Source organism: Microbacterium marmarense (assembly GCF_037204165.1).
Classification (GTDB): Bacteria; Actinomycetota; Actinomycetes; order Actinomycetales; family Microbacteriaceae; genus Microbacterium; species Microbacterium marmarense.
Map to the genome: position 1 here is coordinate 117,475 of NZ_JBBDGL010000001.1, position 20,423 is coordinate 137,897.

18 protein-coding genes are annotated in these 20,423 nt (G+C 63.0%); 7 read left to right on the forward strand and 11 right to left on the reverse strand.

Annotated features, from left to right (window positions below):
- Positions 1-35: 35 nt before the first annotated feature.
- From WDU96_RS00480 to WDU96_RS00495, 4 genes are all read right to left on the reverse strand, one after another.
- Entirely contained in the window at positions 36-314 is a 279-nt protein-coding gene (locus WDU96_RS00480) for a hypothetical protein (RefSeq protein ID WP_337336524.1), read from the reverse strand.
- Positions 304-705 (reverse strand): phage holin family protein, encoded by a 402-nt coding sequence (locus WDU96_RS00485; RefSeq protein ID WP_337336525.1) that lies wholly within the window; start codon positions 703-705, stop codon positions 304-306. Before WDU96_RS00485 ends, WDU96_RS00480 begins: the two co-directional genes overlap by 11 nt.
- A gap of 1 nt (position 706) precedes the next feature.
- Positions 707-1,135: a hypothetical protein gene (locus WDU96_RS00490; protein ID WP_337336526.1), complete on the reverse strand. Its 429-nt coding sequence runs from the start codon at positions 1,133-1,135 to the stop codon at positions 707-709.
- 100 nt (positions 1,136-1,235) lie between these two features.
- Positions 1,236-2,714 (reverse strand): protoporphyrinogen/coproporphyrinogen oxidase, encoded by a 1,479-nt coding sequence (locus tag WDU96_RS00495; RefSeq protein ID WP_337336527.1) that lies wholly within the window; start codon positions 2,712-2,714, stop codon positions 1,236-1,238.
- A 37-nt stretch (positions 2,715-2,751) separates the two neighbouring features.
- Here WDU96_RS00495 and WDU96_RS00500 point away from each other — a divergent pair, with 37 nt between their 5' ends.
- The 4 genes from WDU96_RS00500 (at position 2,752) to WDU96_RS00515 (ending at position 8,470) form a co-directional block, all read left to right on the forward strand.
- Positions 2,752-3,345: an HhH-GPD-type base excision DNA repair protein gene (locus WDU96_RS00500; protein WP_337336528.1), complete on the forward strand. Its 594-nt coding sequence runs from the start codon at positions 2,752-2,754 to the stop codon at positions 3,343-3,345.
- 1 nt (position 3,346) lies between these two features.
- Complete coding sequence (locus WDU96_RS00505; RefSeq protein ID WP_337336529.1) at positions 3,347-3,769, forward strand: DUF1801 domain-containing protein; 423 nt, start codon at positions 3,347-3,349, stop codon at positions 3,767-3,769.
- A 245-nt stretch (positions 3,770-4,014) separates the two neighbouring features.
- On the forward strand, positions 4,015-6,897 hold the full coding sequence (locus WDU96_RS00510; RefSeq protein WP_337336530.1) for an amidase: 2,883 nt from the start codon (positions 4,015-4,017) through the stop codon (positions 6,895-6,897).
- Between the two features lie 151 nt (positions 6,898-7,048).
- Positions 7,049-8,470, forward strand: coding sequence for a flotillin family protein (locus WDU96_RS00515; RefSeq protein ID WP_337336531.1), 1,422 nt, complete (start codon positions 7,049-7,051; stop codon positions 8,468-8,470).
- A 112-nt stretch (positions 8,471-8,582) separates the two neighbouring features.
- Here WDU96_RS00515 and WDU96_RS00520 read toward each other — a convergent pair whose 3' ends face one another.
- A complete protein-coding gene (locus tag WDU96_RS00520) occupies positions 8,583-9,971 on the reverse strand; it encodes a glycine--tRNA ligase (protein WP_337336532.1) in 1,389 nt (462 codons plus the stop codon).
- A 167-nt stretch (positions 9,972-10,138) separates the two neighbouring features.
- Here WDU96_RS00520 and WDU96_RS00525 point away from each other — a divergent pair, with 167 nt between their 5' ends.
- Positions 10,139-12,835 (forward strand): MMPL family transporter, encoded by a 2,697-nt coding sequence (locus tag WDU96_RS00525; protein WP_337336533.1) that lies wholly within the window; start codon positions 10,139-10,141, stop codon positions 12,833-12,835.
- 10 nt (positions 12,836-12,845) lie between these two features.
- Here WDU96_RS00525 and WDU96_RS00530 read toward each other — a convergent pair whose 3' ends face one another.
- From WDU96_RS00530 to WDU96_RS00550, 5 genes are all read right to left on the reverse strand, one after another.
- A complete protein-coding gene (locus tag WDU96_RS00530; RefSeq protein ID WP_337336534.1) occupies positions 12,846-13,316 on the reverse strand; it encodes a hypothetical protein in 471 nt (156 codons plus the stop codon).
- A gap of 108 nt (positions 13,317-13,424) precedes the next feature.
- On the reverse strand, positions 13,425-13,889 hold the full coding sequence (locus WDU96_RS00535) for a DUF4870 domain-containing protein (protein ID WP_337336535.1): 465 nt from the start codon (positions 13,887-13,889) through the stop codon (positions 13,425-13,427).
- A gap of 51 nt (positions 13,890-13,940) precedes the next feature.
- On the reverse strand, positions 13,941-15,074 hold the full coding sequence (gene menC / locus WDU96_RS00540; RefSeq protein ID WP_337336536.1) for an o-succinylbenzoate synthase: 1,134 nt from the start codon (positions 15,072-15,074) through the stop codon (positions 13,941-13,943).
- 366 nt (positions 15,075-15,440) lie between these two features.
- Positions 15,441-16,133 (reverse strand): GNAT family N-acetyltransferase, encoded by a 693-nt coding sequence (locus tag WDU96_RS00545; protein WP_337336537.1) that lies wholly within the window; start codon positions 16,131-16,133, stop codon positions 15,441-15,443.
- A gap of 15 nt (positions 16,134-16,148) precedes the next feature.
- Positions 16,149-16,943 (reverse strand): alpha/beta fold hydrolase, encoded by a 795-nt coding sequence (locus WDU96_RS00550; protein ID WP_337336538.1) that lies wholly within the window; start codon positions 16,941-16,943, stop codon positions 16,149-16,151.
- A gap of 61 nt (positions 16,944-17,004) precedes the next feature.
- Between WDU96_RS00550 and WDU96_RS00555 the strand changes: the two genes are divergently transcribed.
- Positions 17,005-18,309: a condensation domain-containing protein gene (locus tag WDU96_RS00555; protein ID WP_337336539.1), complete on the forward strand. Its 1,305-nt coding sequence runs from the start codon at positions 17,005-17,007 to the stop codon at positions 18,307-18,309.
- Positions 18,310-18,367: 58 nt separating this feature from the next.
- Positions 18,368-19,768 carry an MFS transporter gene (locus tag WDU96_RS00560; RefSeq protein WP_337337626.1) on the forward strand — a complete coding sequence of 467 codons (1,401 nt, stop codon included), beginning with the start codon at positions 18,368-18,370 and terminating at the stop codon, positions 19,766-19,768.
- Positions 19,769-19,795: 27 nt separating this feature from the next.
- Here WDU96_RS00560 and WDU96_RS00565 read toward each other — a convergent pair whose 3' ends face one another.
- The gene (locus WDU96_RS00565; RefSeq protein ID WP_337336540.1) at positions 19,796-20,407 is read right to left on the reverse strand and encodes a GyrI-like domain-containing protein; all 612 of its coding nucleotides are present in this window, start codon (positions 20,405-20,407) and stop codon (positions 19,796-19,798) included.
- Positions 20,408-20,423 lie beyond the last annotated feature (16 nt).

The window sequence follows — 20,423 nt, forward strand, 5'->3', positions numbered from 1 at the left end:
TCAGAAAAGCCCGACAACGTGATCGAGCTGATACGTCAGCGAGTGATCGAGTTCACCAGGGCCCACACGGCGACCCCTACGGTCACCGCACCGGCAACAGCGACCGCCATTGCGCGTTCAGGATTGCGTTGCTGAGCCTTCTTGATTTTCAGTGTCGCCTCGTCGAGGCGGTCCGCGAGTCGGCGGGGAACATTCCCCTTGATCTCGATCGCAGCCAGCGCCGCTTTGAGCTCAGCTCGGGCTTTCTCGACGGGATCGACCAGCCCATTGGGCACCGCTGTGCGCGGCAGGATCTGTGGCGCGTCAGAGCTCATCGCTCATCTCCTTGATGTCTTTGGTGATCGACTGAACGGGGTTCTGTCGTTTGACCATGTTGCGGAATCGCATGAACCCGAGCAGTGCGAACACCACGGTGGCGACGATCATCACGACGAAGATGGTCAGAGCTGACAGCCACACCGGCCACCACGACGACAGGCCGGCGATGAGATAAGTGCCGAAGACGGGGATCGACCAGAAAAGGAAGAACAGCGCGATAAATACCCAGATCGCACCCCACTTGCCATCCTGCGCGGCTCGCGTTGCCCACGTTTTCGCTGCATCGACCTCGGCGATGACCAGGTTTCGAATCAGTTCGGGCAGGTCGCCGAGCAGTGACAGAAAACTGTCGTCTGCGCGGTCGCGGTATCCACGAGGCGTGGGCATATCAGGCTCCGGTGCGCTTGCGAGTTGACTTCTTGGCTGCTTCGCTTACTTCGTCGGCAGCGTCTGAGACGTCATTCGCTGCGTCTTCCGCTGCATCTTTCACCGCGGCGGCCGTCGTCTCAGCGGCCTGGGCGACGTCTGCGGCGGAATCTTTGTTCGCCTTGATGACGGCATCGATCTTCGAGCCAGCGGAGCCATTCGATGACGCCGCCTTGGCCACCTTGACGGCCGAATCCCACAGTGTGCTCGGCAACGCCATCGCCGAAGACTTGGCGAAGTCTGTTGCCTTTGTGACCTGATCCTGAACAACGTCGAGCTGCCAGAGCTTGTTCCACTGAGTCTTGATCTGGTCGTAACGCTCGCGCCCGGCACGTGTGCCGAGTACATATCCGACGGCCAGGCCGACTACGAGTCCTGATTTGCCTCTCATGGGGGCCTCCTTAAGCTCGGTGATGCGCCTATTGGTGTGTCCAGAGTAGCCCTATATGCCAATCCAGGTATTCGGGGTTGCGCGAACAACGGATCATCGACTAGTCACCACCGGCCTCACCCCACAACACCGCGCTTCGGATTCGATCCGCTTCACTCACGGCGTCTGCGACCACTTGCGCGAGCCCGCTTCCCGACAGCCACGCGCCTACCGCAACGAGGTCGCCCGCCTCGGCTAGCTCTGACCGCACACCGGCGCGCCTCTCGGCGTGATCACGGGTCGATTTCGGTTGGTCAAGCACAAAACGCGCACGGTGCATCCCGCGCACGTGCGCCTCATTGAGCGCGACACCCAATAGAGCTGATGCCGCCTCCACGGCGCTCGTGCGAAGCTCAGCGTCGGTCACCCCTGCAGGATCTCCGTCGGTGTCAAACGCCACACTCACCACGTGGCGCCCGGCGTCGGTCTCGCGTTCGAGCCACCGCCAGCGTGCAGTCTGGTGCACGATTCCCGACGCTCGAGACGATCCGGGCACCGCGTACACCTCGGTGCCCTGCGCTGCCGCATCGAGCGCTGGCGCAGCCAGAACCAGGGTCACAATCTCGCGGCTGTGCACGTTCGCCCGCGCGGTCGCGAGCGGCCGGCCAAGCGCCTGCGCCGCCAGGTCACGGCTGATCGCCTCGGGAGTCGCAAGCACAACGACGGTGGCGTTGTGCACGACTTCAGACGATTCGCGAACGTCACCCTCGGCCGCTTCGACATGCACCTGCCAGTGAGCGTCTTGGGAACGTTCGACAGCCGTCACCGTCGCGCCCGTGCGCATCACGACCCCGAGCTCAACCAGCCGTGCTCGCAGGGCCTCGACGAGTTGCGGCATTCCCCCGTCAAGGCTGTGAATCGAAGCTTCCCGATTGCGGTCGACCAGCAGGTCTGAGACGGCGCCACCCAGCGAACCGGTGCGTGTCAGCGCGGCGTTCAGACCGGGAGCGGCGATATCGACGTCGACGTCTTCGGGTGCGATGCCGAAGCGCCCGAATGTCAGCGGCGCCACAAGGCGATCCCGCACTTTCTCTCCCATGCGCGAGCGCACGAGGGCACCGAGATTTCGTGAAACCCCGATGGTGAGTGGTGGCCGCAACCGATCAAGGTACGCGCGCCACGTACCGCCCCAGCCGATGACACGACGCACCGACTCATCCCACGTGTTCGCGGGAATGCCCAGCACGGTGTCAGCGGGAAGCGGGGCTGCCCACCCGCGAGCGGGGTCAGCAATCCACACCTGGTCTCTGGCGGGCGTGACAACGCGATCTTGCAACCCGAGCTCGGCGATCAGAGCACTCATTGCGGGGCTCTTCGCTTGCCACGAGGTGGCGCCCGTGTCGATGCGCACGCCATCAAGCTCCACGGACGCGATCGTGCCGCCGAGTTCATCATCTTTCTCGAACAGCGTTACGGCGATGCCCACCTTTGCGCACTCATAGGCGAAAGTCAGCCCTGCGATCCCGCCGCCGACGATCACGAAATGCGCGTCGTGCGCGTGCGCAACCAGGTTGTTGAAGGCACCATCAGAATCTGCCACCTGCCCATCCTCCCACCGCAGTGAAAGACTAGAGCGCATGAGCCTTCACATCACAGGCGACGATGCCGCAGATCAACTCCTCACCGAAGATCCGCTCGCGTTGCTCATCGGCATGCTGCTCGACCAGCAGATCGCGATGGAATCTGCGTTCGCTGGCCCGCTCAAGATCTCGCAGCGCATCGGGTCGATCGACGCCGCCAGCATTGCTGGCTATGAGCCACAAGCCTTCGTGGAGCAATTCAAGAAGACTCCCGCCGTGCACCGCTTTCCCGGGTCGATGGCGCGGCGTGTGCAGTTGCTGTGCACGGCCATCACCGAAGAGTGGAACGGCGATGCCGCCGCTATCTGGAGTCGTCCGGCATCTGGCTCCGATTCACCGCCCGATGGCGCCACCGTTCTCAAGCGGTTGAAGGCCTTGCCCGGATTCGGCGAGCAGAAGGCAAAGATCTTTCTCGCGTTGATTGGCAAGCAGTACGGCTATGAGGGCGCTGGATGGCGCGAAGCATCCACTCCATATGGCGAGGAAGGCTCTTTTCGCAGCGTCGCCGATATCGTCTCTGCAGAGTCCCTGACAAAGGTGCGAGAGCATAAACGGGCCATGAAGGCAGCGGCGAAGACGGAAAAGGGTTGAAGTGGACAAGACAGGCGGCAGCGTCGCGGCCTTCATTGCAGAAGTAACGCCAGCAGTTCGGCGCCGCGACGCCGAGGTTCTCGTCGCGCTCATGAGCGAGATCAGCGGGCGCGAGCCCGAATTGTGGGGCACGATCATCGGCTTCGGAAGTTGCCATTACCGCTACGCGACCGGCAACCAGGGCGATATGCCCATCCTTGCGTTTGCGCCCCGCAAAGCCGCATCCACGATCTATTTCGACGCACTCGAACGACACGCTGCCGCAATGACTGACCTCGGTCCGCACACCTCGAGCGTCGCGTGTCTCTACGTGAAGGATCTTGAGAAAGTCGACGAATCCGTTCTACGCGGCATGCTCATGCGCGCGTACGGCGACGTGGTGAGTGGAAACACCTCATACGAGTCGCTCGAGGTGACGGGCTAGATACGAGCCCATCATGCGCGATGGCCGTTTTCGCGGCCCGGTGCGCGTCGGTTGATTGCCTGATGAGACCTGAAACAAGAGTCCGGCTTGTTCGAAACAAGTCGGACATATGACGTCACTAACGTCGCCAGCGGTCCTCTCGGATGCAACCACCACGCCCCTCCCCATTGGAGTACTTCCCTATGGCCACGCCATACCAGCGAAGAAAACACACAAGGCGCCTCGCGATTGGCGGTGCCGCCCTGATGGTCGCAACTGCCTGCGTAGTGCCCACGGTCGGCGCCCAAGCCGTCACCGCCGTCACGACGGGCAACGAAGCAGAGTGGCAGTTCCACGACTCCGCTCGACCCGGGCTCGACACCGGCAGCATCCGCGCGATCAGCGAATCAGGCGTGGATGGATTCGGCAATATCTTCGTGCGCGTCACCACCGATGACGTTGTTCGGTTCAACGGCGAGATGATGCGCGGGTTCAGCCTCAGCTTCGACGGCACAAGTGAGTACGAGAGCACCGCAGCAGTCCCGCTTGCTGGCATCAGCATGACGCGCGACATTTCGATCGACATCGATAGCGACACCGCCCGCTACTTCGATTCGTTCACCAACACGACGAGCGCACCCCTCACGGTCGAGGTGTCTTTCGGTGGAGCTCTCGGCTATGGGTCGGGAAGTGACCAGAGCTTGATTAGGTCGACGTCCAGCGGTGACGACCTTGTAACGGCAGAGGACGCGTGGACTCTCTCGGCAACCACCGACGATGAAAATCGCCCGATCGGAGTGGTGCTGGGAACGCCCGCACCGTTTGAGGGCGCCCTCGCGGGCACGGGCAACCAAGAACGTGATCCGTTCACGACTGCGATGGCAACCGAGGGACACGAAGCCAACTTCGTCGGCTACATCAACACCCTCGAAATCGCTCCCGGAGAGACGCAGTCGCTGGCTCGATTCATCATCGCCGGCTCGGATGAGGCGGGTTCGCAAGCTGACGCGGCAATGGATCTCGAGGCTCTTGCCACCGCGCCCGACCTCACCGGGCTCTCGACCGATGAGATCTGCTCGGTGGCGAACTGGGATATCGGAGCGCTCGATCCAAGCCTTGAATGCGCAGACGCGGTGACTTTGACAATGCCAGCCGTTCCAGCAACCGCTGACGCTGTGACCAGTTCTGCGTACGACGTCGTAAACAAGACGATCGAGCAGCTGCAAGCCGACATGGAGTCTGGCGTGACCACGTCAGAGCAGATCGTCCAGGCTTATCTGGACCGCATCAATGTGTATGACGAGGGCCAGTTCGGCTACCACTCCTTCATCACCATTGCAGACACCGCGCTCGAGCAGGCACGTGCCGCTGATACGGCGCGCGCAGGCGGCGCAACGGGCGAACTGCTCGGCATTCCCATCGCGGTGAAAGACCTGTTCGATACCTTCGATATGCCCACTTCTGGCGGCACCGCTGCTCTCGCTGACTACCAGCCCGACCATGATGCTTTCCAGGTTGCGCAGTTGCGCGAAGCGGGCGCCGTGATCATCGGCAAGGCGAATCTCTCGGAGTTCGCCAACTCAGGCAGCCGTAGCGAGAGCTACTTCGGGCAAGTGTGGAACGCGCTCTACCCGTCGAAGACATCGTTCGGCTCCAGTGGCGGATCTGCCGTTTCGGTGGCCGCGAGCTTGGCAGCCGGTTCGTTGGGAACCCAGACCGGCGTGTCACTGTACGCGCCGACCGTAGGGTCAAGCCTTACGACCTTCCGCGGCACAGACGGAATGGCCAGCGACACAGGCGTTATGCCGTTGTCGTGGGCTCAGGACTACGCGGGCCCCATCGCCCGGACAGTCACCGACCTTGCCTACCTGCTGAACGCCACCACCGGAACAGACCCCGACGACATCCTGACGGCCGAAGCTGATGAGCACCGTCCCGAGGACTGGACGGCAGCACTCGACACGTCGGCACTTCAGGGTGTGCGTGTGGGCTACCTGCCTGATTCGTTCGTCTCGGCCTATGCAGACGACGACACCGGGGCTACGGTGCAGTCGCAGTTCGCCGCTCTCGAATCCGCTGGCGCGACGATGGTCGAGCTGGATGCTACGCCTGATCGGCCGTCATCGCCGAGCGGAAGTCGAAGCATCGAAGGATGGGCACGATACATCGAGAAGCAGAACGGTCTGTTCCCCTTCGCTGACGGCAACGAACTGCGGGCTGATCCCAACGTGATCCTGTACCGCCAGCAAGAACTGAACGACACACCTCGCATGACAGATGAAGAGGTTGACGCGTGGCTCGACTATCGCGCCGAGTACAAGGAGATCATCGAGGAGTGGATGGAGGCGGAGGGAGTCGACGTGCTGGTGTACGCCGGATTCTTGAGCGACATCTACAACAACGACGGCAACAGCAACCAGCACAGCGCTGACCGTTCAACCGGCGTTCTCACCTCCAACGTGGGTCTGCCTACGGTCGTCGTCCCAGTGGCAACGAACGAGCACGGCTACTCAGTTGCGATGCAGATCGTCGGCACAGCCTGGACTGACGCAGAGGTGCTTGCGATGGGCTACGCGCTCGAGCAAGAGACACTGGCCCGGCACGTCGTGACCACGGCCCCTGCGCTGACGTATGACGGCACACCCGTGCCCACACCGACGCCTACGCCTACGCCTACGCCTACGCCGACCCCGGACCCGACGACGTCACCGACGCCGACCCCGGACCCGACCACCGAACCGGAACCAGTGGATCCGACGACAGAGGCAAGCGTCACCCTCTCAAGCAGCGAGGTGGTGGCCGGAGGCTCGATCACTGTCACCGCCAAGGGAGTCGCCGCCGGCGAGACAGTAGAGATCTGGCTCCACTCAGATCCCGTGCTTCTCGCGTCGGTCGTTGCGGATGATGATGCCCTCAGCGTGTCAGTCACCATCCCTGTCTCGACGGTCGCAGGATCGCACGAGATCGAGGTGCGAGCCGATGGCATCAGCGTCTTCGCTGATCTTGAGGTAACCGATGCGTCTCAGGTTGCCGCGCTTCCGGCAACTGGCTTCGACGGAGGCTGGCTGCTTCCGCTCGCTGGCGGGCTGCTGCTCTCGGGAGCACTTGTTCTGGCCATTCGCCGCCGCGGTCAGCACAACTCGCAGTAGCAGAATGCGGGGCGCCGGGCGCAGAGCATCCGCTCTGCACTCGGCGCCCTTTGCGTTGCCCACCCTTCATCCACAGATCTCGGTACATTCGCCCTGCGCTGTGTTCTAACGGGTACCGTCGAGAACGACGCTTCAACCTGGAAGGAACGTAGTGGATCTCATCGGTAGCGGGGGCCTCATTGTGCTCATCGCCAGCATCGTCGTTGCGGTGCTCATCCTCTTGGCCATCCTGCTCATTTTCGTGCGCTCGTGGTACAAGGTTGCAAAGGCAGACCAAGCCCTCGTAGTAGTTGGTCGCACGCAGAAGGGCGTCGGCGGCTCGTCGTCGCGCATCGCCGTAATCACCGGCGGTGGCGCCCTGGTGAATCCGCTCACGCAACGCGCCGAGATGATCTCGCTTCGCGCACGCCAGATCAAGATCGAACCGACTGCGCAGTCATCCACTGGCGTCACGGTGAACGTGAACGGCGTCGCGTTGGTCAAGATCGGCTCGGAACCCGAGCTTGTGCGCCGGGCTGCTGAGCGCTTTCTCTCGCAGGATGCCGCCATCGAGCAGTTCACCACCGAGCAACTCGAAGGCGCACTGCGCGGCGTGGTGGCGACGCTTACCGTCGAGCAGCTCATGATGGACCGCCAGAAGCTGTCAGACCAGATCGCCGAGGGCATCAAGCACGATCTGCTGTCGCAGGGCTTGATTCTCGACTCGTTCCAGATTCAGGGAATCACCGACAAGAACGGCTACATCGACGCGCTGGGAGCCAGCGAAGTCGAACGCGTGCGCCGTGAAGCCGATGTTGCTCGCATCAACGCCGCACGTGAAGTCAAGGCTCGCCAGCTCGCCACCGACGAGGCGAACCTCATCGAGCAGACCGCCTACGACCGCAATACCGCCGCCGCAGCCGCCCAAGTCGGCCGCGCCCGCGCCGAGGCAGACCAGGCTGAAGCACTGGAACGCGCCGAGCGCGAGCAGGCCGTGCTGCTGCAGGGCGCCGAGAACAAGCAGGCACAGCTCGACGCAGACATCAAGAAGGTCGCCGATGCCGACCTCTACCAACGGCAGCGCTCCGCCGACGCCGACGCCTATGGCGAGGTGAAGGCAGCCGAAGCCCGCGCTGAGATCGCGGCTCAAGAAGCTGCCGCGACACGTCTTCGCGCCGAGGCTGAGGCAGACGCGGTTCGCGTCACCGGTGAGGCGCGCGCGAAAGCAATCGAGGCTGAAGCCGAAGCGCTCTCACGCAACCAAGAGGCGCTGCTCGCGCAGCGCGCACTCGAGGCGCTCGTGCCGATGATGACCGAGTTTGCTCGTGGCTTCGACAAAGTCGGCTCGATCACGGTGCTTGGCGGAGCCGGAGCATCACAGCACATCGCAGGTGAGTCTGCCGCCGGAATGCGCGCAACCTTCGATGCCGTTGAAGCCGCGACGGGAATCAACCTGCGCGACATCATTCAAGGGCAAGCCACCGGTCGTGGCGTTGCGCAGGGCTTGCGCGACGACGACGCTTCGTCCAAAGTGCCAGCTGCAGCGGCTGACGTGGCTGCCACCCCCGCAACTGAGGCATCGCCGCAGGCGTAAGTCGCACCCCGCGACTGACCCCACCGCGACTACCTCTCGCGACCCGGTCATACAAGAACCGCCTACCGCAGCTCATCGAGCTGGCGGTAGGCGGTTCTTGTATGCTGCGGCGTTAGGCGCCCTTGAGTCGATCGGCGAGGTACGCCTCAAGCGCGTCGAGCGGAATGCGCTCCTGAGCCATCGTGTCGCGGTCGCGCACGGTGACGGCATTGTCGTCCAGCGAGTCGAAGTCGACCGTGACGCACAATGGCGTGCCAACCTCGTCTTGGCGGCGGTAGCGGCGACCGATTGCGCCAGCATCGTCGAAGTCGATGTTCCACCCCCGGTTGCGGAGTGTATCGGCAACCTCACGCGCGAGCGGTGACAGGCGTTCGTTGCGACTCAGTGGCAGCACGGCGACCTTCACCGGTGCGAGGCGCGGGTCAAGGCGCAACACTGTGCGGGTGTCGGCACCGCCCTTTGCGTTCGGCACTGATTCCTCGTCGTATGCGTCAACCAAGAACGCCATCATCGCTCGGGTGAGGCCGAACGATGGCTCGATGACATAGGGAATGTACTTCTCGCCCGATGCCTGGTCGAAGTAGGTGAGGCTCTGCCCCGACGCTTCGGTGTGACTGCCGAGGTCGTAATCGGTGCGATTGGCGACGCCCATAAGTTCGCCCCACTCTTTGCCCGTGAATCCGAAACGGTATTCCACGTCGATCGTGCCCGTTGAGTAGTGTGCCCGGTCGTCTTCTGGAACGTCGAAGCGGCGCATATTGTCGGGGTTCACGCCGAGGTCAACGAACCAGTTCCAGCAGGCTTCGACCCAGTGATCAAACCACTCATCTGCTTCGGCAGGAGGAGTGAAGAACTCGATCTCCATCTGCTCGAACTCGCGGGTGCGAAAAATGAAGTTTCCCGGGGTGATCTCGTTTCGGAACGCCTTTCCTACCTGGCCGATGCCGAATGGCGGCTTCTTCCGCGACGCGGTGAGCACGTTTGAGAAGTTGACGAAGATGCCCTGCGCGGTCTCGGGGCGAAGGTAGTGCAGCCCCGACTCGTCGTCGACGACACCGAGGTAGCTCTTGACCAAGCCCGAGAACGCCTTCGGCTCGGTGTACTGGCCTTTGTTGCCGCAGTTGGGGCACGGAATGTCAGCGAGTCCGTTCTCAGCCTTGCGACCCTTGCGCGCTTCGAAATCTTCGATCAGGTTGTCAGCGCGAAAGCGCTTGTGGCACTGCAAGCATTCAACGAGCGGATCGGTGAAGGTCGCGACGTGGCCGGAGGCCTCCCAGACCCGCTTGGGAAGAATGATCGATGAGTCGAGGCCGACCATGTCACCGCGCCCGCGCACAAACGTCTGCCACCACTGTCGGCGGATGTTCTCTTTCAGTTCGGTACCGAGTGGCCCGTAGTCCCACGCGGAGCGCGAACCTCCATAGATCTCACCGGCTTGAAACACGAAACCGCGGTGTCGGGCTAGGGCAATGACTTTGTCGAGGCGGGACTGTTCGGCCATGGTGGCTCCAATGGTCGGGAGAGGAGAGTGCGAAATCGCAGGATGCTGATGAGCATCAGCATCCACCAATTCTAGGTGAGAGCGGCTGAGTGACCAGTCAGCAAGCATCGGCATATCGTAGGCTGGCCCACGGCCGCGACAGCGGTCGACGGGGGGACCGAATACACATGGCAGAACTGCTCTACCGGCTCGGCAAAGTTTCGGCCCGGCGCGCGTGGCTGGTAATCGTCAGCTGGGTGGCCGTTCTCGCGCTCGCGGGCGTGGCCTTTTCGGTCGGCTACAGCAGCCTCGCCACGAGCTTCGATGTGCCTGACACCGCTTCGGGTGAGGTCATTGATCAGCTCAGCGAGCAGCTTCCTGACTTTGCTGGTGCGAGCGCGACCGTGGTTTTTCACAGCGAAAGCGGCGAGGAATTCACCGCAGAGCAGCAAGCTGAGATCAGTGAACTGGCGGCCGGCGCAGCAGATCTGGCAGGCGTCGCTGAAGTCAACGACCCGTTCCTGTCAGAACAAGAACGAGCAGACCGCGAGCAAGCCATCGATGACAGCCGCGCTGAGATCGCAGATGGCCAGGCCCGGATCGACGACGGACAAGCTCAGCTCGATGCCGGAATCTCCCAACTCGACGACGCACAGGCGCAACTCGACGCAGGTCAGGCAGAGCTGACTGCGGCCCGAGAAGAGGCTGAATCTGACGACGCGTCAGAGGCCGAAATCGCCGCTCTCGATGCCGAGCAGGCGCAGCTCGACGCCGAGCAGGCTGAGATCGATGCCACGCGCGCCGAAATCGCCGCGCAGCAGTTGGCCCTCGACGGGCAGCAAGACGCGCTCACCGATGGCTCAGAACAGCTCGAAACCGGCGCCGCGCTTGTTGATCTCGCCTCGGTCATCAGCGTTGTCTCAGATGACGGCGCAACCGCACTCGTCACGGTCGCGTTCGACGATCCCCAGCTCGAGCTATCGCCCGAAACGAAGACCAGCGTCATCGACTATTTTGAGGCCACGCCCATTGAGGGCGTCGAAGTGGCGTTTTCTGCCACTCTCGCCCAGTCGGTCCCCTCGCTCGTCGGTCCCGGCGAGATCGCCGGTGTGGTCGTTGCCGGCGTCATTCTGCTGATCATGCTCGGCACGGTGATCGCCGCCGCGATGCCGCTCGTCACCGCCCTGGTGGGCGTCGCGATCTCAGTGCTCGCGGCTCTTTCTTTCTCGGGCGTCGTCGACATGTCATCGGTGACCCCGGTGCTCGGCATCATGCTGGGGCTCGCGGTCGGCATCGACTATTCGCTGTTCATCATCAACCGCCATCGCAAGCAGCTGCTTGAGGGCGCCGAGGTGAGTGAGTCGATCGGACTGGCCAATGGCACCGCAGGCAACGCGGTCACATTTGCTGGCTCAACCGTCATCATCGCCCTGCTCGCGCTGAACATCACCGGCATCCCGTTCCTCGGCCTGATGGGCACCGTCGGAGCGTTCGCTGTGCTAGTCGCGGTCGTGATCGCCGTCACGCTCACGCCAGCGCTGCTCAGCCTGGCGGGCATGCGCGTGCTCACCCGCAGGGCACGCGCTCGCGCGGGACGCGTGCACCACGAAGACACGAACGCAAAGCCGATGAAAACCTGGCGAGCGTTGCTGACTGCCGCGGGGGCGATCGTCTTGCTCGTGGTGATCGCGATTCCTTCACTGTCAATGCGGGTTGGGCTGCCCGACGGTTCGAGCGAGCCCGAGGACTCCTCCGCTTATCGCGCACACACCCTGACGGTAGAAGCGTTCGGCGAAGGCGCAACCGGCCCATTGCTGGTTACCGCAGAACTTCCCGGTGGTCAGGATGAAGAAGAGCAGCTGCAGGCGCAGCTCGACATCGCCACCACGATCTCAGAGGTGGACTCGGTTGTCGCCGTCGCGCCGATCGCGGTGTCAGATGACGGCACGCTCGCCGCGTTCCAGGTACTGCCCGCTGAAGGACCGAACTCCGAGTCAACCGAACGGCTCGTGCGAGATCTTCGTGAGCTGCCTCCCGTCGATGACGAATATCCGCTGGGCGTCGCCGGTCAAGCAGCTATCGATATCGACATCTCTGAGAATCTCTCAAGCGTGCTGCCGCTGTATATCTCTGTGGTTGTTGGTCTGTCGCTCCTCATCATGATCGTGGTCTTCCGGTCTCTGCTGGTGCCGATCATCGCGACCGGCGGCTTCATCCTGTCGCTGTTCGCCACCTATGGCGCGACGGTTGCGGTGTTCCAGTGGGGCTGGGGCGCCGAGCTGATCGGCGTGCACAGCACCGGCCCGATTCTGAGCTTCTTGCCGGTCATTCTGGTCGGAATTCTCTTCGGCCTCGCAATGGACTACCAGCTGTTCCTCTCGACGGGCATGCGTGAGGCTTACGTGCACGGAGCCCCTGCTCGCCTGGCAGTGATGCGTGGGCTGCGTGCGGGGCGCGCTGTGGTCACGGCAGCCGGGCTCATCATGGTGGCGGTGTTCGGCGGATTCATCTTCGCCGACTCGACCATGATTCGCTCGATTGGGTTCGGGCTCGCGTTCGGCATTCTGATCGACGCTTTTGTGGTTCGGATGCTGCTGATGCCAGCGCTGATGCATCTGCTCGGCCGCTCGGCATGGTGGCTGCCGAAGTGGCTCGACCACTTCATTCCGAACGTCGACGTCGAAGGTGCAGCGCTCGAGCGCGCTCACCACGCGCCCTGGGTTGACGAAGACGCCAACGACGCTGAAGACGGCACCGCCGCGGGCAGCAGCCACGCTGGCGAGGGACTGATCGTGGCCGAAAGCGAGTCAGTACCCGCGACCACCGCTGTCGAGCCGGCCGCTCCGCTCACCCGCCGTCAGCTTCGAGAACGCGGTGGGTCGTAGCGGTCGGTCGTCACCCCTCGACGGGCGACACCGTGTATGACAGACCCGATTCGCCTTCTGCATCGAACGACCCCAGAGTGACGAGCCACTTGTCGTTCTGCAACGCCCAGATCTTCATCTCACCCATGTCGCTCTCTGACACGACCTCGTAGCCGTCCCCGATCAGCGAGTCGGCGAAGGCGGAAACCTGGTCGAGACTGTCGATGGCGTAGGTCAGTTGATACGAGCCCGCAGCGGCGAAAGACGCCATCAGCTCCCCTGGTGGGAGCGGCACGTCAGAGGGGAAGCTATCGGGAACGCTCGCGCCTGCGCCAGCATCAACGTCGAAGTCGACGTCGCCGCCCGCCGCTTCTTCAACAACCTGTTCGATTCCGTCTTGAATCCCACCCTGCACCAGCTGCTCGAGCGGGTTGGCGCACCCGGTGATCACCAGCGCCGATGCCCCCAGCACCGATGCGGCCACAAATAGACGAACTCTCATCGTTTGCCCCCATGTCAGACACTCCCCCCGAGTGTTTACACGAGCAGTCTCACGCACCAGGCCGCCGCCCGCAAGGGGGGCACCGCAATCCGTGGCAGCAGCTGAACGTCAGCTCACAAAACGAATGGTGAGCGGATAGGTATACCACTCACCCTTGTTTGCCTTGACTGCGGCAATGATGCAGAACACCAGATTGAGAATCGGCAGCGCGATCAATATGACGAACCCGACGAGCGCGATGATCAGAAGCGCGCCGACGATGTAGCCGATCACCATCGTGAGCTGAAAGTTGAGTGCCGCCGCGGTGTGCTCACGCACAAAGGGGCCGCGGTCTTTCATCATCAGATATGTGATGAGCGGAACAATCCAACCGAAGAACAAGGCTCCGATGTGGGTGAGTGTCGACCACATTTTCTCGTCATCGGGGCTCATCGACGGTTGCGCTGCCGCATAGCCAGGCTGCTGCTGCGCGTCTGCAGGCTGCGCTGGCGGTGAGTAGGCGGGCTGCGAATAGCCCGCGTGCGGAGAGCCAGTTGGGGGCTGCGGCGGCACATACGGCGATGGTGTCGACATTCGCCCAGCCTACTTCGCACCAGGGCAATGCACGGCGCCGCATCCGGATTCTCAGGCCGTGACGACCTCACGCGCCACCGTGAAGTCTTCGAGGGCAGCGTGATCGATGTGCACGCCAAGACCATGTCCGGTCGGTACGCGAACGTGTCCGCCCTCAAGCACGACGGGCTCGGTCACGATGTCGCGCGTGTAGAAGCGATCAGACGCAGAGATGTCTCCCGGCAACTCGAATCCGGGTAGGGCGGCGAGCGCAGCGTTTGCGGCGCGGCCGATTCCGGTTTCTAGCATTCCGCCACACCAGACCGGAATGCCGGCACTTCGACAGAGGTCATGAATCTTCACCGCTTCGAGATAGCCACCGACTCGGCCTGCTTTGATGTTGATGATGGATGCTGCGCCAAGCGCCAGGGCGTCCATCGCCGCCTTGTGCGACACGATGGATTCGTCAAGACAGACCGGTGTCTTCAACTGACGCGCGAGGGTGGCGTGATCGACGATGTCGTCTTCTTGCAGCGGCTGCTCCACGAGCAGCAGGTCGAACTGATCGAGCTGAGCAAGAGTCTCAACGTCAGCGAGGGTGTACGCGGAGTTCGCATCGACTTGGAACGGAATGGTTCCGAATGCTTCGCGAACGGCAGCCGTATCGGCGATGTCTCGGCCCGGTTTGATCTTGATCTTGATGCGCACGTAGCCTTCGTCGAGGTAGCCGGCGACGGCATCGACGAGGGCCTGCGGGTCACGCTGGATTCCCACCGAGACTCCGGACGGAACCAGCTCGCGCTCTGCACCGATGTACTCGCCGAATGACCGGCCCTCGGTACGAAGCGCAGCATCCAGTATTGAAAGCTCGAGCCCTGCCTTGACCATCCGATGCCCTTTGAAGGGTTCGAGAATGGTGGGGACTTCTTCTGGAGCGAAAGTGCGCTTGGCGAGCAACGCCGGAATGAGCCAGCGACGGGCGACATCCCAGGCGCTGTGCGTGTACTCACTCGAGTACAGCGGCGCCTCGCTGGTGACGATCTCGCCCCACCCCTCGCCGTCTGCCGTAACGGCGCGAGCGACGATCACCTCGCGCACGTGTTCGGTGCCGAAGGACGTCGTGAACGGTGACACGAGCGGCAAGTGAAGCACTCGTAATTCGACAGATTCGAGGCAGATGGGCACGGACGGGCGAGCGATCGGCATAGCGCCAGGCTACGCCCCACCGTGTGCACGAACTGCTTTGATCAGTGCGCCAAGCGGTCGAACTGCGGCGGCTGCGGGAACAAACCGGGCGAAATGTACGTCGCACGGCGGGGGTGCCGGCCTAGTTTGCGTGGGCGAGCATTTCGACGCGCACGAGCCTCTTGACGGGTCGCTGTAGGCAGTGATTTGCGAATCAGATCGATGACTTCGCGCATGGTGGCAGTCCCTTCGCGGTGGACCGAACGCGGTGGCGGTCGGCACAGGCTAAGAGGCCGTTGCCAGCTGGGTGATACCAATCATGCTGAAGAGCCGCCCTTAGTCGTGAAACCTCTCACGCGGCGAACCGTCAAACAATTTTGGGTGGCGTCAGCGACGCAGCACGAGGTAACCGCGCTCGTCGTCGAATCCGCCGATCACGAGGCCGTCCTGGAGCAAGCCGACGAACTCCTCGCGCACCCGAAATCGCCAATCCGCTGCCGCAACAGGATCTTCGCGACGGACCCTTTCGATGTCGCGTGGGATCGGGATCGTCGTCACGACGCGATCGTCGGCGGGCGTCGGCACCGGCGGCGATGCCAATGCCCACGACACCATGATTCGATCGGTTTCATCACCACGATTGACGCCGTCATCCATAGCGCCGTAGTGATCCACAAGATATTCAGTGACACGTGCCCCGAGAGTGCGCAGGTTGAAGTGCGCATTGCGCGCCACGAGCGGGTCGAAGGTCCATGTGATCTGACCGACCTGCCTGGCAAGCGCCCACTCGCGCTGATGCTGTTTGAGCGCCCGGCCGAGTCCGTGACCCTGCAGACCGGGGAGGACCCCGGTTATGTGCGAGTGCATCGAGCGTTCACCGGGCGCTGCGAAAAATGCCACCGAGGCGCCGATCATGCGGCCTTCGTCATAGAGACCCACCGCATAGTTGCCCGAATGCGCGAGCGCGCGCAGCAGGTTCGGCGGCATTCCACCTCGGTCGCCGCCCCAGACGTCGGCAAGTACCTGAGAAGCCGTGTGCACTTCGTCGACGGCTTCGAGCGGAAGAATCTGGATGCCCATGAAACCAGTGTGCACCTACGCGTGCGCGGCTACGCCACCCATGATGACGTGCTCGGCGAATAGGCCCGGCCAAGCCATCACGCCGTAGGGCGTGCGGGCGACCACAATGCGACTGCCGTCGATCAGTTCGTGAAGGCGCGTCGCAGTGCGCACCGGGTGCGCAGGGTCGCCGCTCCACGCGAGAATCAGCGTCGGCGTGGCGATGCGGGCGACGGCGTCGCGGGCTGGAAAATCTGTCGCCGCCGCCCCGCGCAGCACGGTGGGCAGCAGCGCGTCTGAGATCTCGGGACCACTCTGCGGCGCATCGGCGAGGGCCGGGGGCACCGGAGCGGTATCACCGAGTTCGAGAAACGCTGAGAGGCCATGGCTCTCGATCAGCGACGCGCCTAGCCGATAGTGTTCGGCCTGTGCGACGCGCGATTTGTAGGCGGTCGGCGGCACGACGAGGGTCAGCGTGCGGAACCGCTCAGGGTCACGCACCGCCGCGTGAAGCAATGTGCCGGTTCCCATCGACGGTCCGACGCCGTGCACAGGCTCGCCAGGGGCAACGTGATCCAGCAAGTGCAACAGGTCATCGGCGAGCGCGTCCCAGCCGTAGTCTGCTTCGGCGGTCGACCCGGTGGAGCCACCGTGGCCGCGCGCGTCATAGCGCAACACCCGATGTTCGCGAAGAGCTCGCCCGAGGTCGAGGCCCATATGCGCGTCGCGAGCACGTGAAGATGTCAGTCCGTGCAGTTGTACGACAAGCGGGCCCGCATCGCCGGTGATGTCGTAGTCGATTCGCGCGTTTGAGACGTCGAATGTGGGCATGATCCTCCAGCGAGCGCTCTGCGAAATGCTGTGTAATGCGGTGCACCTAGACTACGGCGCAATGCGCTTGACAAATATCGCCCAAATGGTGCTCCCCCATGGCCGGGTGCACAGCTACGCCGTCACCACGAACGGCGCGGTCAATGGCGCCCTTCCGGTGTCGTTCGACCAGGGCCGCCACGTCGGCGAAGGCGACCGCGCAGGGTCGTGGATGGCACTCGCTGCGCGGCTTCCTGCCGATGTGACGCGCGAATCCATCGGCGACGCGTGGATGGCAGTGGTCGCGCGCCACCACACGCTGCGCACGGCCTTCTCGCTCGAAGGCTGCACCCTCGCTTTGAACCAGATCACCATCGACAGTGGTGTGTGGCATGAGCACGACGTGCCCGAAGGCGCGCCCACCCGCGACGTCGTTCGCGGCATACTCGACGCGAACTGTCGCCCGTTCGCAGCGCCGTCGCATCGCATCTGCCTCGTCGAACCCGAAGCATCAGCACTCGACCCTCGCCCTGCTCTCGTCATCGCCAGTGACCATTCACACGTCGACATGTGGTCGTTGCTGGTGCTGCTGCGCGATCTTACGATCGAGCTCGATCCCGATTCTGAGCCGATGGATGCTGCGTCGCCGTTCGCCGAGCACACCGCAGCACTCGCACAGATGCCGGCGGCGCCCACGGTCGTCACGGAACGTTGGCATGAGCTTCTGGCAGCCGGGGATGACCTGATGCCCGTCTTTCCGCTATCTCTCGGGGATGTATCGACCGCACGGCACGAGGTCGTTGAAGTACGAGATGTGCTTGACAGTGCGGGAGTGCGGCGTTTCACCGCGCGTGCCGATGCGAACGGAGTTCGACTGATCTCGCTCGCAGTCAGCCTTATCACGACAGTGACTCGCGAGATGACGGGTGAACCACTGCGGGCGGTGTTTCCCGTGCACAGCAGACACGACGTTCGATGGCATGACTCAGTGGGCTGGTTCATCACCAATGCCATCCTTGAGTGCCACGACCCCGACTCTGCAACGGCGGCGGTGAAAGAGGCCATCACGCTCGGTTCGTACCCACTTGCGCCGATCCTCGAGCCATACGGCGGCATGCCTGCAACACCCGGTATGTTCGCGTTCTCGTGGCTCGACACACGTCGGCTGCCTGTGCAGGTATCGCCCGAGTACGAAGTGCAGTACGTGTCGGCGGTGGTGCCCACCGACGGCGTGATGATCTGGTTCATCGTCAACGACACCGGGCTCCACTTGCGTTGCCGCTATCCCGATACTCCCGAAGCACGCGCGAACGTGGGCGCCTGGATCGATGCCGTTCAGTCGAGCATTCACGAGGCCAGCCTTGTTGCCCTGGCGACGCCGAGGTGACAGATAGCCTGTGACGATGGGCAACCGGGACGAAGACGCACGCAAGCGCTTGACCCGAATGCCCCGACAGGGCGCGATCATTGCGGTGCTGGCGATAGCCGGCATGTCAACGTCGTTCATGTTCACGCTGGTTGTGCCGATTCAGTCAGAACTGCCCGAACTGCTGAACGCGAGCCGCGAAGACACTGCGTGGGTTGTGACATCCACTTTGCTGGCCGCCGCAGTGATGACGCCGATCTCGGGCCGGCTCGGCGACATGTATGGCAAGCGCCGCGTCGTGTTGATTCTGGTCGGTCTGCTCGTGCTCGGATCGGTGATCGCGGCACTGTCACCCGGCATCGTGTGGCTGATCATCGGGCGCACCTTGCAGGGCGCCGTCACCGGGGTGGTGCCGCTGGGAATTTCGATCTTGCGCGATGTTCTTCACGAGAGCCGAGTGAACTCCGCAATCGCTCTGATCAGCGCGACCCTCGGGGTCGGTGGCGCCCTTGGTCTTCCCCTCAGCGCGCTCATCACCGAGCGCGCCGACTGGCATTTGGTGTTCTGGCTAGCGGCAGCGCTGGGCGTGACCGTGTTCGTGCTGGTTGCTGCAATCGTGCCCGAGAGCGTGCTGCGAACAGCGGGCAAATACGACTATGTCGGCACAGCAGGTCTGGCGATTGGGTTGATCGGAATTCTGCTCGCAGTCTCGCGAGGCAACGAGTGGGGCTGGGGTGCTCCGCTCACACTCGCGTGCGGAGCTGGCGGACTTGTCGTGCTGCTGCTGTGGGCGTGGTACGAGTTGCGAACCGATGAGCCGCTGCTCGACCTTCGGGTGGCAGCACGCCGCCCCGTGCTCTTGACGAATATCGCGTCGATAGCGATGGGCTTCGCCCTGTTCGCTTCGAACGTTTCGTACCCGCAGATCCTCGCTCTGCCCGTCGAGGCAGGCGGATTCGGCCTCTCGCTCGTCGCGGCAAGTCTCGTCGTGATGCCTGCCGGCATAGTGATGATGATCGTGTCGCCGTTCTCGGGACATCTGGCCAGCACGATCGGGCCGAAACTGCTGCTCGCCATGGGCGCGATCGCGCTCATGGCGGCGTATGGCTTCACTCTGTTGTGGGCAACCGAGGTGTGGCAGTTGCTCGTGGCGAACCTGCTCATCGGTGTCGGAATCGGTTTCGGCTATGCCGCCATGCCCATGCTCATCATGCGGTCGGTGCCTCAATCTGAAACAGGCGCATCGAACGGCCTGAACGCGCTCTTCCGCTCGCTCGGCACAAGCATCGCGGCCGCGGTGGTGGGGGCAGTGCTGGCCACCTACTCTGTCGATATCGACGGAATCCCCGTGCCAACACCCATGGGATTCAACCTGTCATTCTGGCTCGGCCTTGCCGCAGCGCTGATCGCGCTGGTGGTGACCCTCTTCATTCCGCGCCACCGCGCCGCCTCCGAGCAGCATCCCTCGCTACCCGATTAGCACCGGGGCGTGAGCAGCGTCAGCGAGCTAGGCGGCACGCACGGGCTGACGCAGGATCGTGCGCAGCTTGGCCGGCTCGACGCGACGGAAGTCGCTGAGATAGATCTCGTGATGCTTTCCGGTCATCGCGAAGCCCTGTTCGGGGATGAACCGATCGTGCATCTCAGCGAGCACGCTCACCTCGTCGTCGAATGACCCCACATGCAGCGTCTGCACACAACGGGACTCTGCGAGCGTCTCGAGCCGCACCTCGTCGAGCTTGGCTGGCCGGTCTTTGCTGGCAACTTTCGCGACTGCTGCGTCGAACATCTCTTGGGTGATCCACTCGGGTGTCATGATCATGAGCGTCCAATCCCACTGCGTCTTATCGCGAGCTGTGGTGAACGACGACATGTCATCAGCCCACCACAATCCCTCAAGCGGCATAACGACATAGTCGCGATCGAGATCTTGCTTGCTAGCGAACTTGAGCTTGTAGGCCAATGGGTACACAGCTCCGATCGCCGCCGAAAAGTCACCGCTCAGCGGAGCTCCGTGACCATCGATCGCGAGATACTGCATCGCCGGCACGTCGAGAACGCGAAACTCGTTCGCCCTCGCACGGTACGAGTCGAGACTCTTCTTGAGGTCAACTTTCACACGGCAGACACTACCG

What these genes read in the sequence shown, in the direction of transcription:
- WDU96_RS00480 (WP_337336524.1), bottom strand. Translation starts at nt 314, where the DNA reads ATGAGCTCTGACGCGCCACAGATCCTGCCGCGCACAGCGGTGCCCAAT.
- WDU96_RS00485 (WP_337336525.1), bottom strand. Translation starts at nt 705, where the DNA reads ATGCCCACGCCTCGTGGATACCGCGACCGCGCAGACGACAGTTTTCTG.
- WDU96_RS00490 (WP_337336526.1), bottom strand. Translation starts at nt 1,135, where the DNA reads ATGAGAGGCAAATCAGGACTCGTAGTCGGCCTGGCCGTCGGATATGTA.
- WDU96_RS00500 (WP_337336528.1), top strand. Translation starts at nt 2,752, where the DNA reads ATGAGCCTTCACATCACAGGCGACGATGCCGCAGATCAACTCCTCACC.
- WDU96_RS00510 (WP_337336530.1), top strand. Translation starts at nt 4,015, where the DNA reads ATGGTCGCAACTGCCTGCGTAGTGCCCACGGTCGGCGCCCAAGCCGTC.
- WDU96_RS00520 (WP_337336532.1), bottom strand. Translation starts at nt 9,971, where the DNA reads ATGGCCGAACAGTCCCGCCTCGACAAAGTCATTGCCCTAGCCCGACAC.
- WDU96_RS00525 (WP_337336533.1), top strand. Translation starts at nt 10,139, where the DNA reads ATGGCAGAACTGCTCTACCGGCTCGGCAAAGTTTCGGCCCGGCGCGCG.
- WDU96_RS00530 (WP_337336534.1), bottom strand. Translation starts at nt 13,316, where the DNA reads ATGAGAGTTCGTCTATTTGTGGCCGCATCGGTGCTGGGGGCATCGGCG.
- WDU96_RS00535 (WP_337336535.1), bottom strand. Translation starts at nt 13,889, where the DNA reads ATGTCGACACCATCGCCGTATGTGCCGCCGCAGCCCCCAACTGGCTCT.
- menC (WP_337336536.1), bottom strand. Translation starts at nt 15,074, where the DNA reads ATGCCGATCGCTCGCCCGTCCGTGCCCATCTGCCTCGAATCTGTCGAA.
- WDU96_RS00545 (WP_337336537.1), bottom strand. Translation starts at nt 16,133, where the DNA reads ATGGGCATCCAGATTCTTCCGCTCGAAGCCGTCGACGAAGTGCACACG.
- WDU96_RS00550 (WP_337336538.1), bottom strand. Translation starts at nt 16,943, where the DNA reads ATGCCCACATTCGACGTCTCAAACGCGCGAATCGACTACGACATCACC.
- WDU96_RS00555 (WP_337336539.1), top strand. Translation starts at nt 17,005, where the DNA reads ATGCGCTTGACAAATATCGCCCAAATGGTGCTCCCCCATGGCCGGGTG.
- WDU96_RS00560 (WP_337337626.1), top strand. Translation starts at nt 18,368, where the DNA reads ATGCCCCGACAGGGCGCGATCATTGCGGTGCTGGCGATAGCCGGCATG.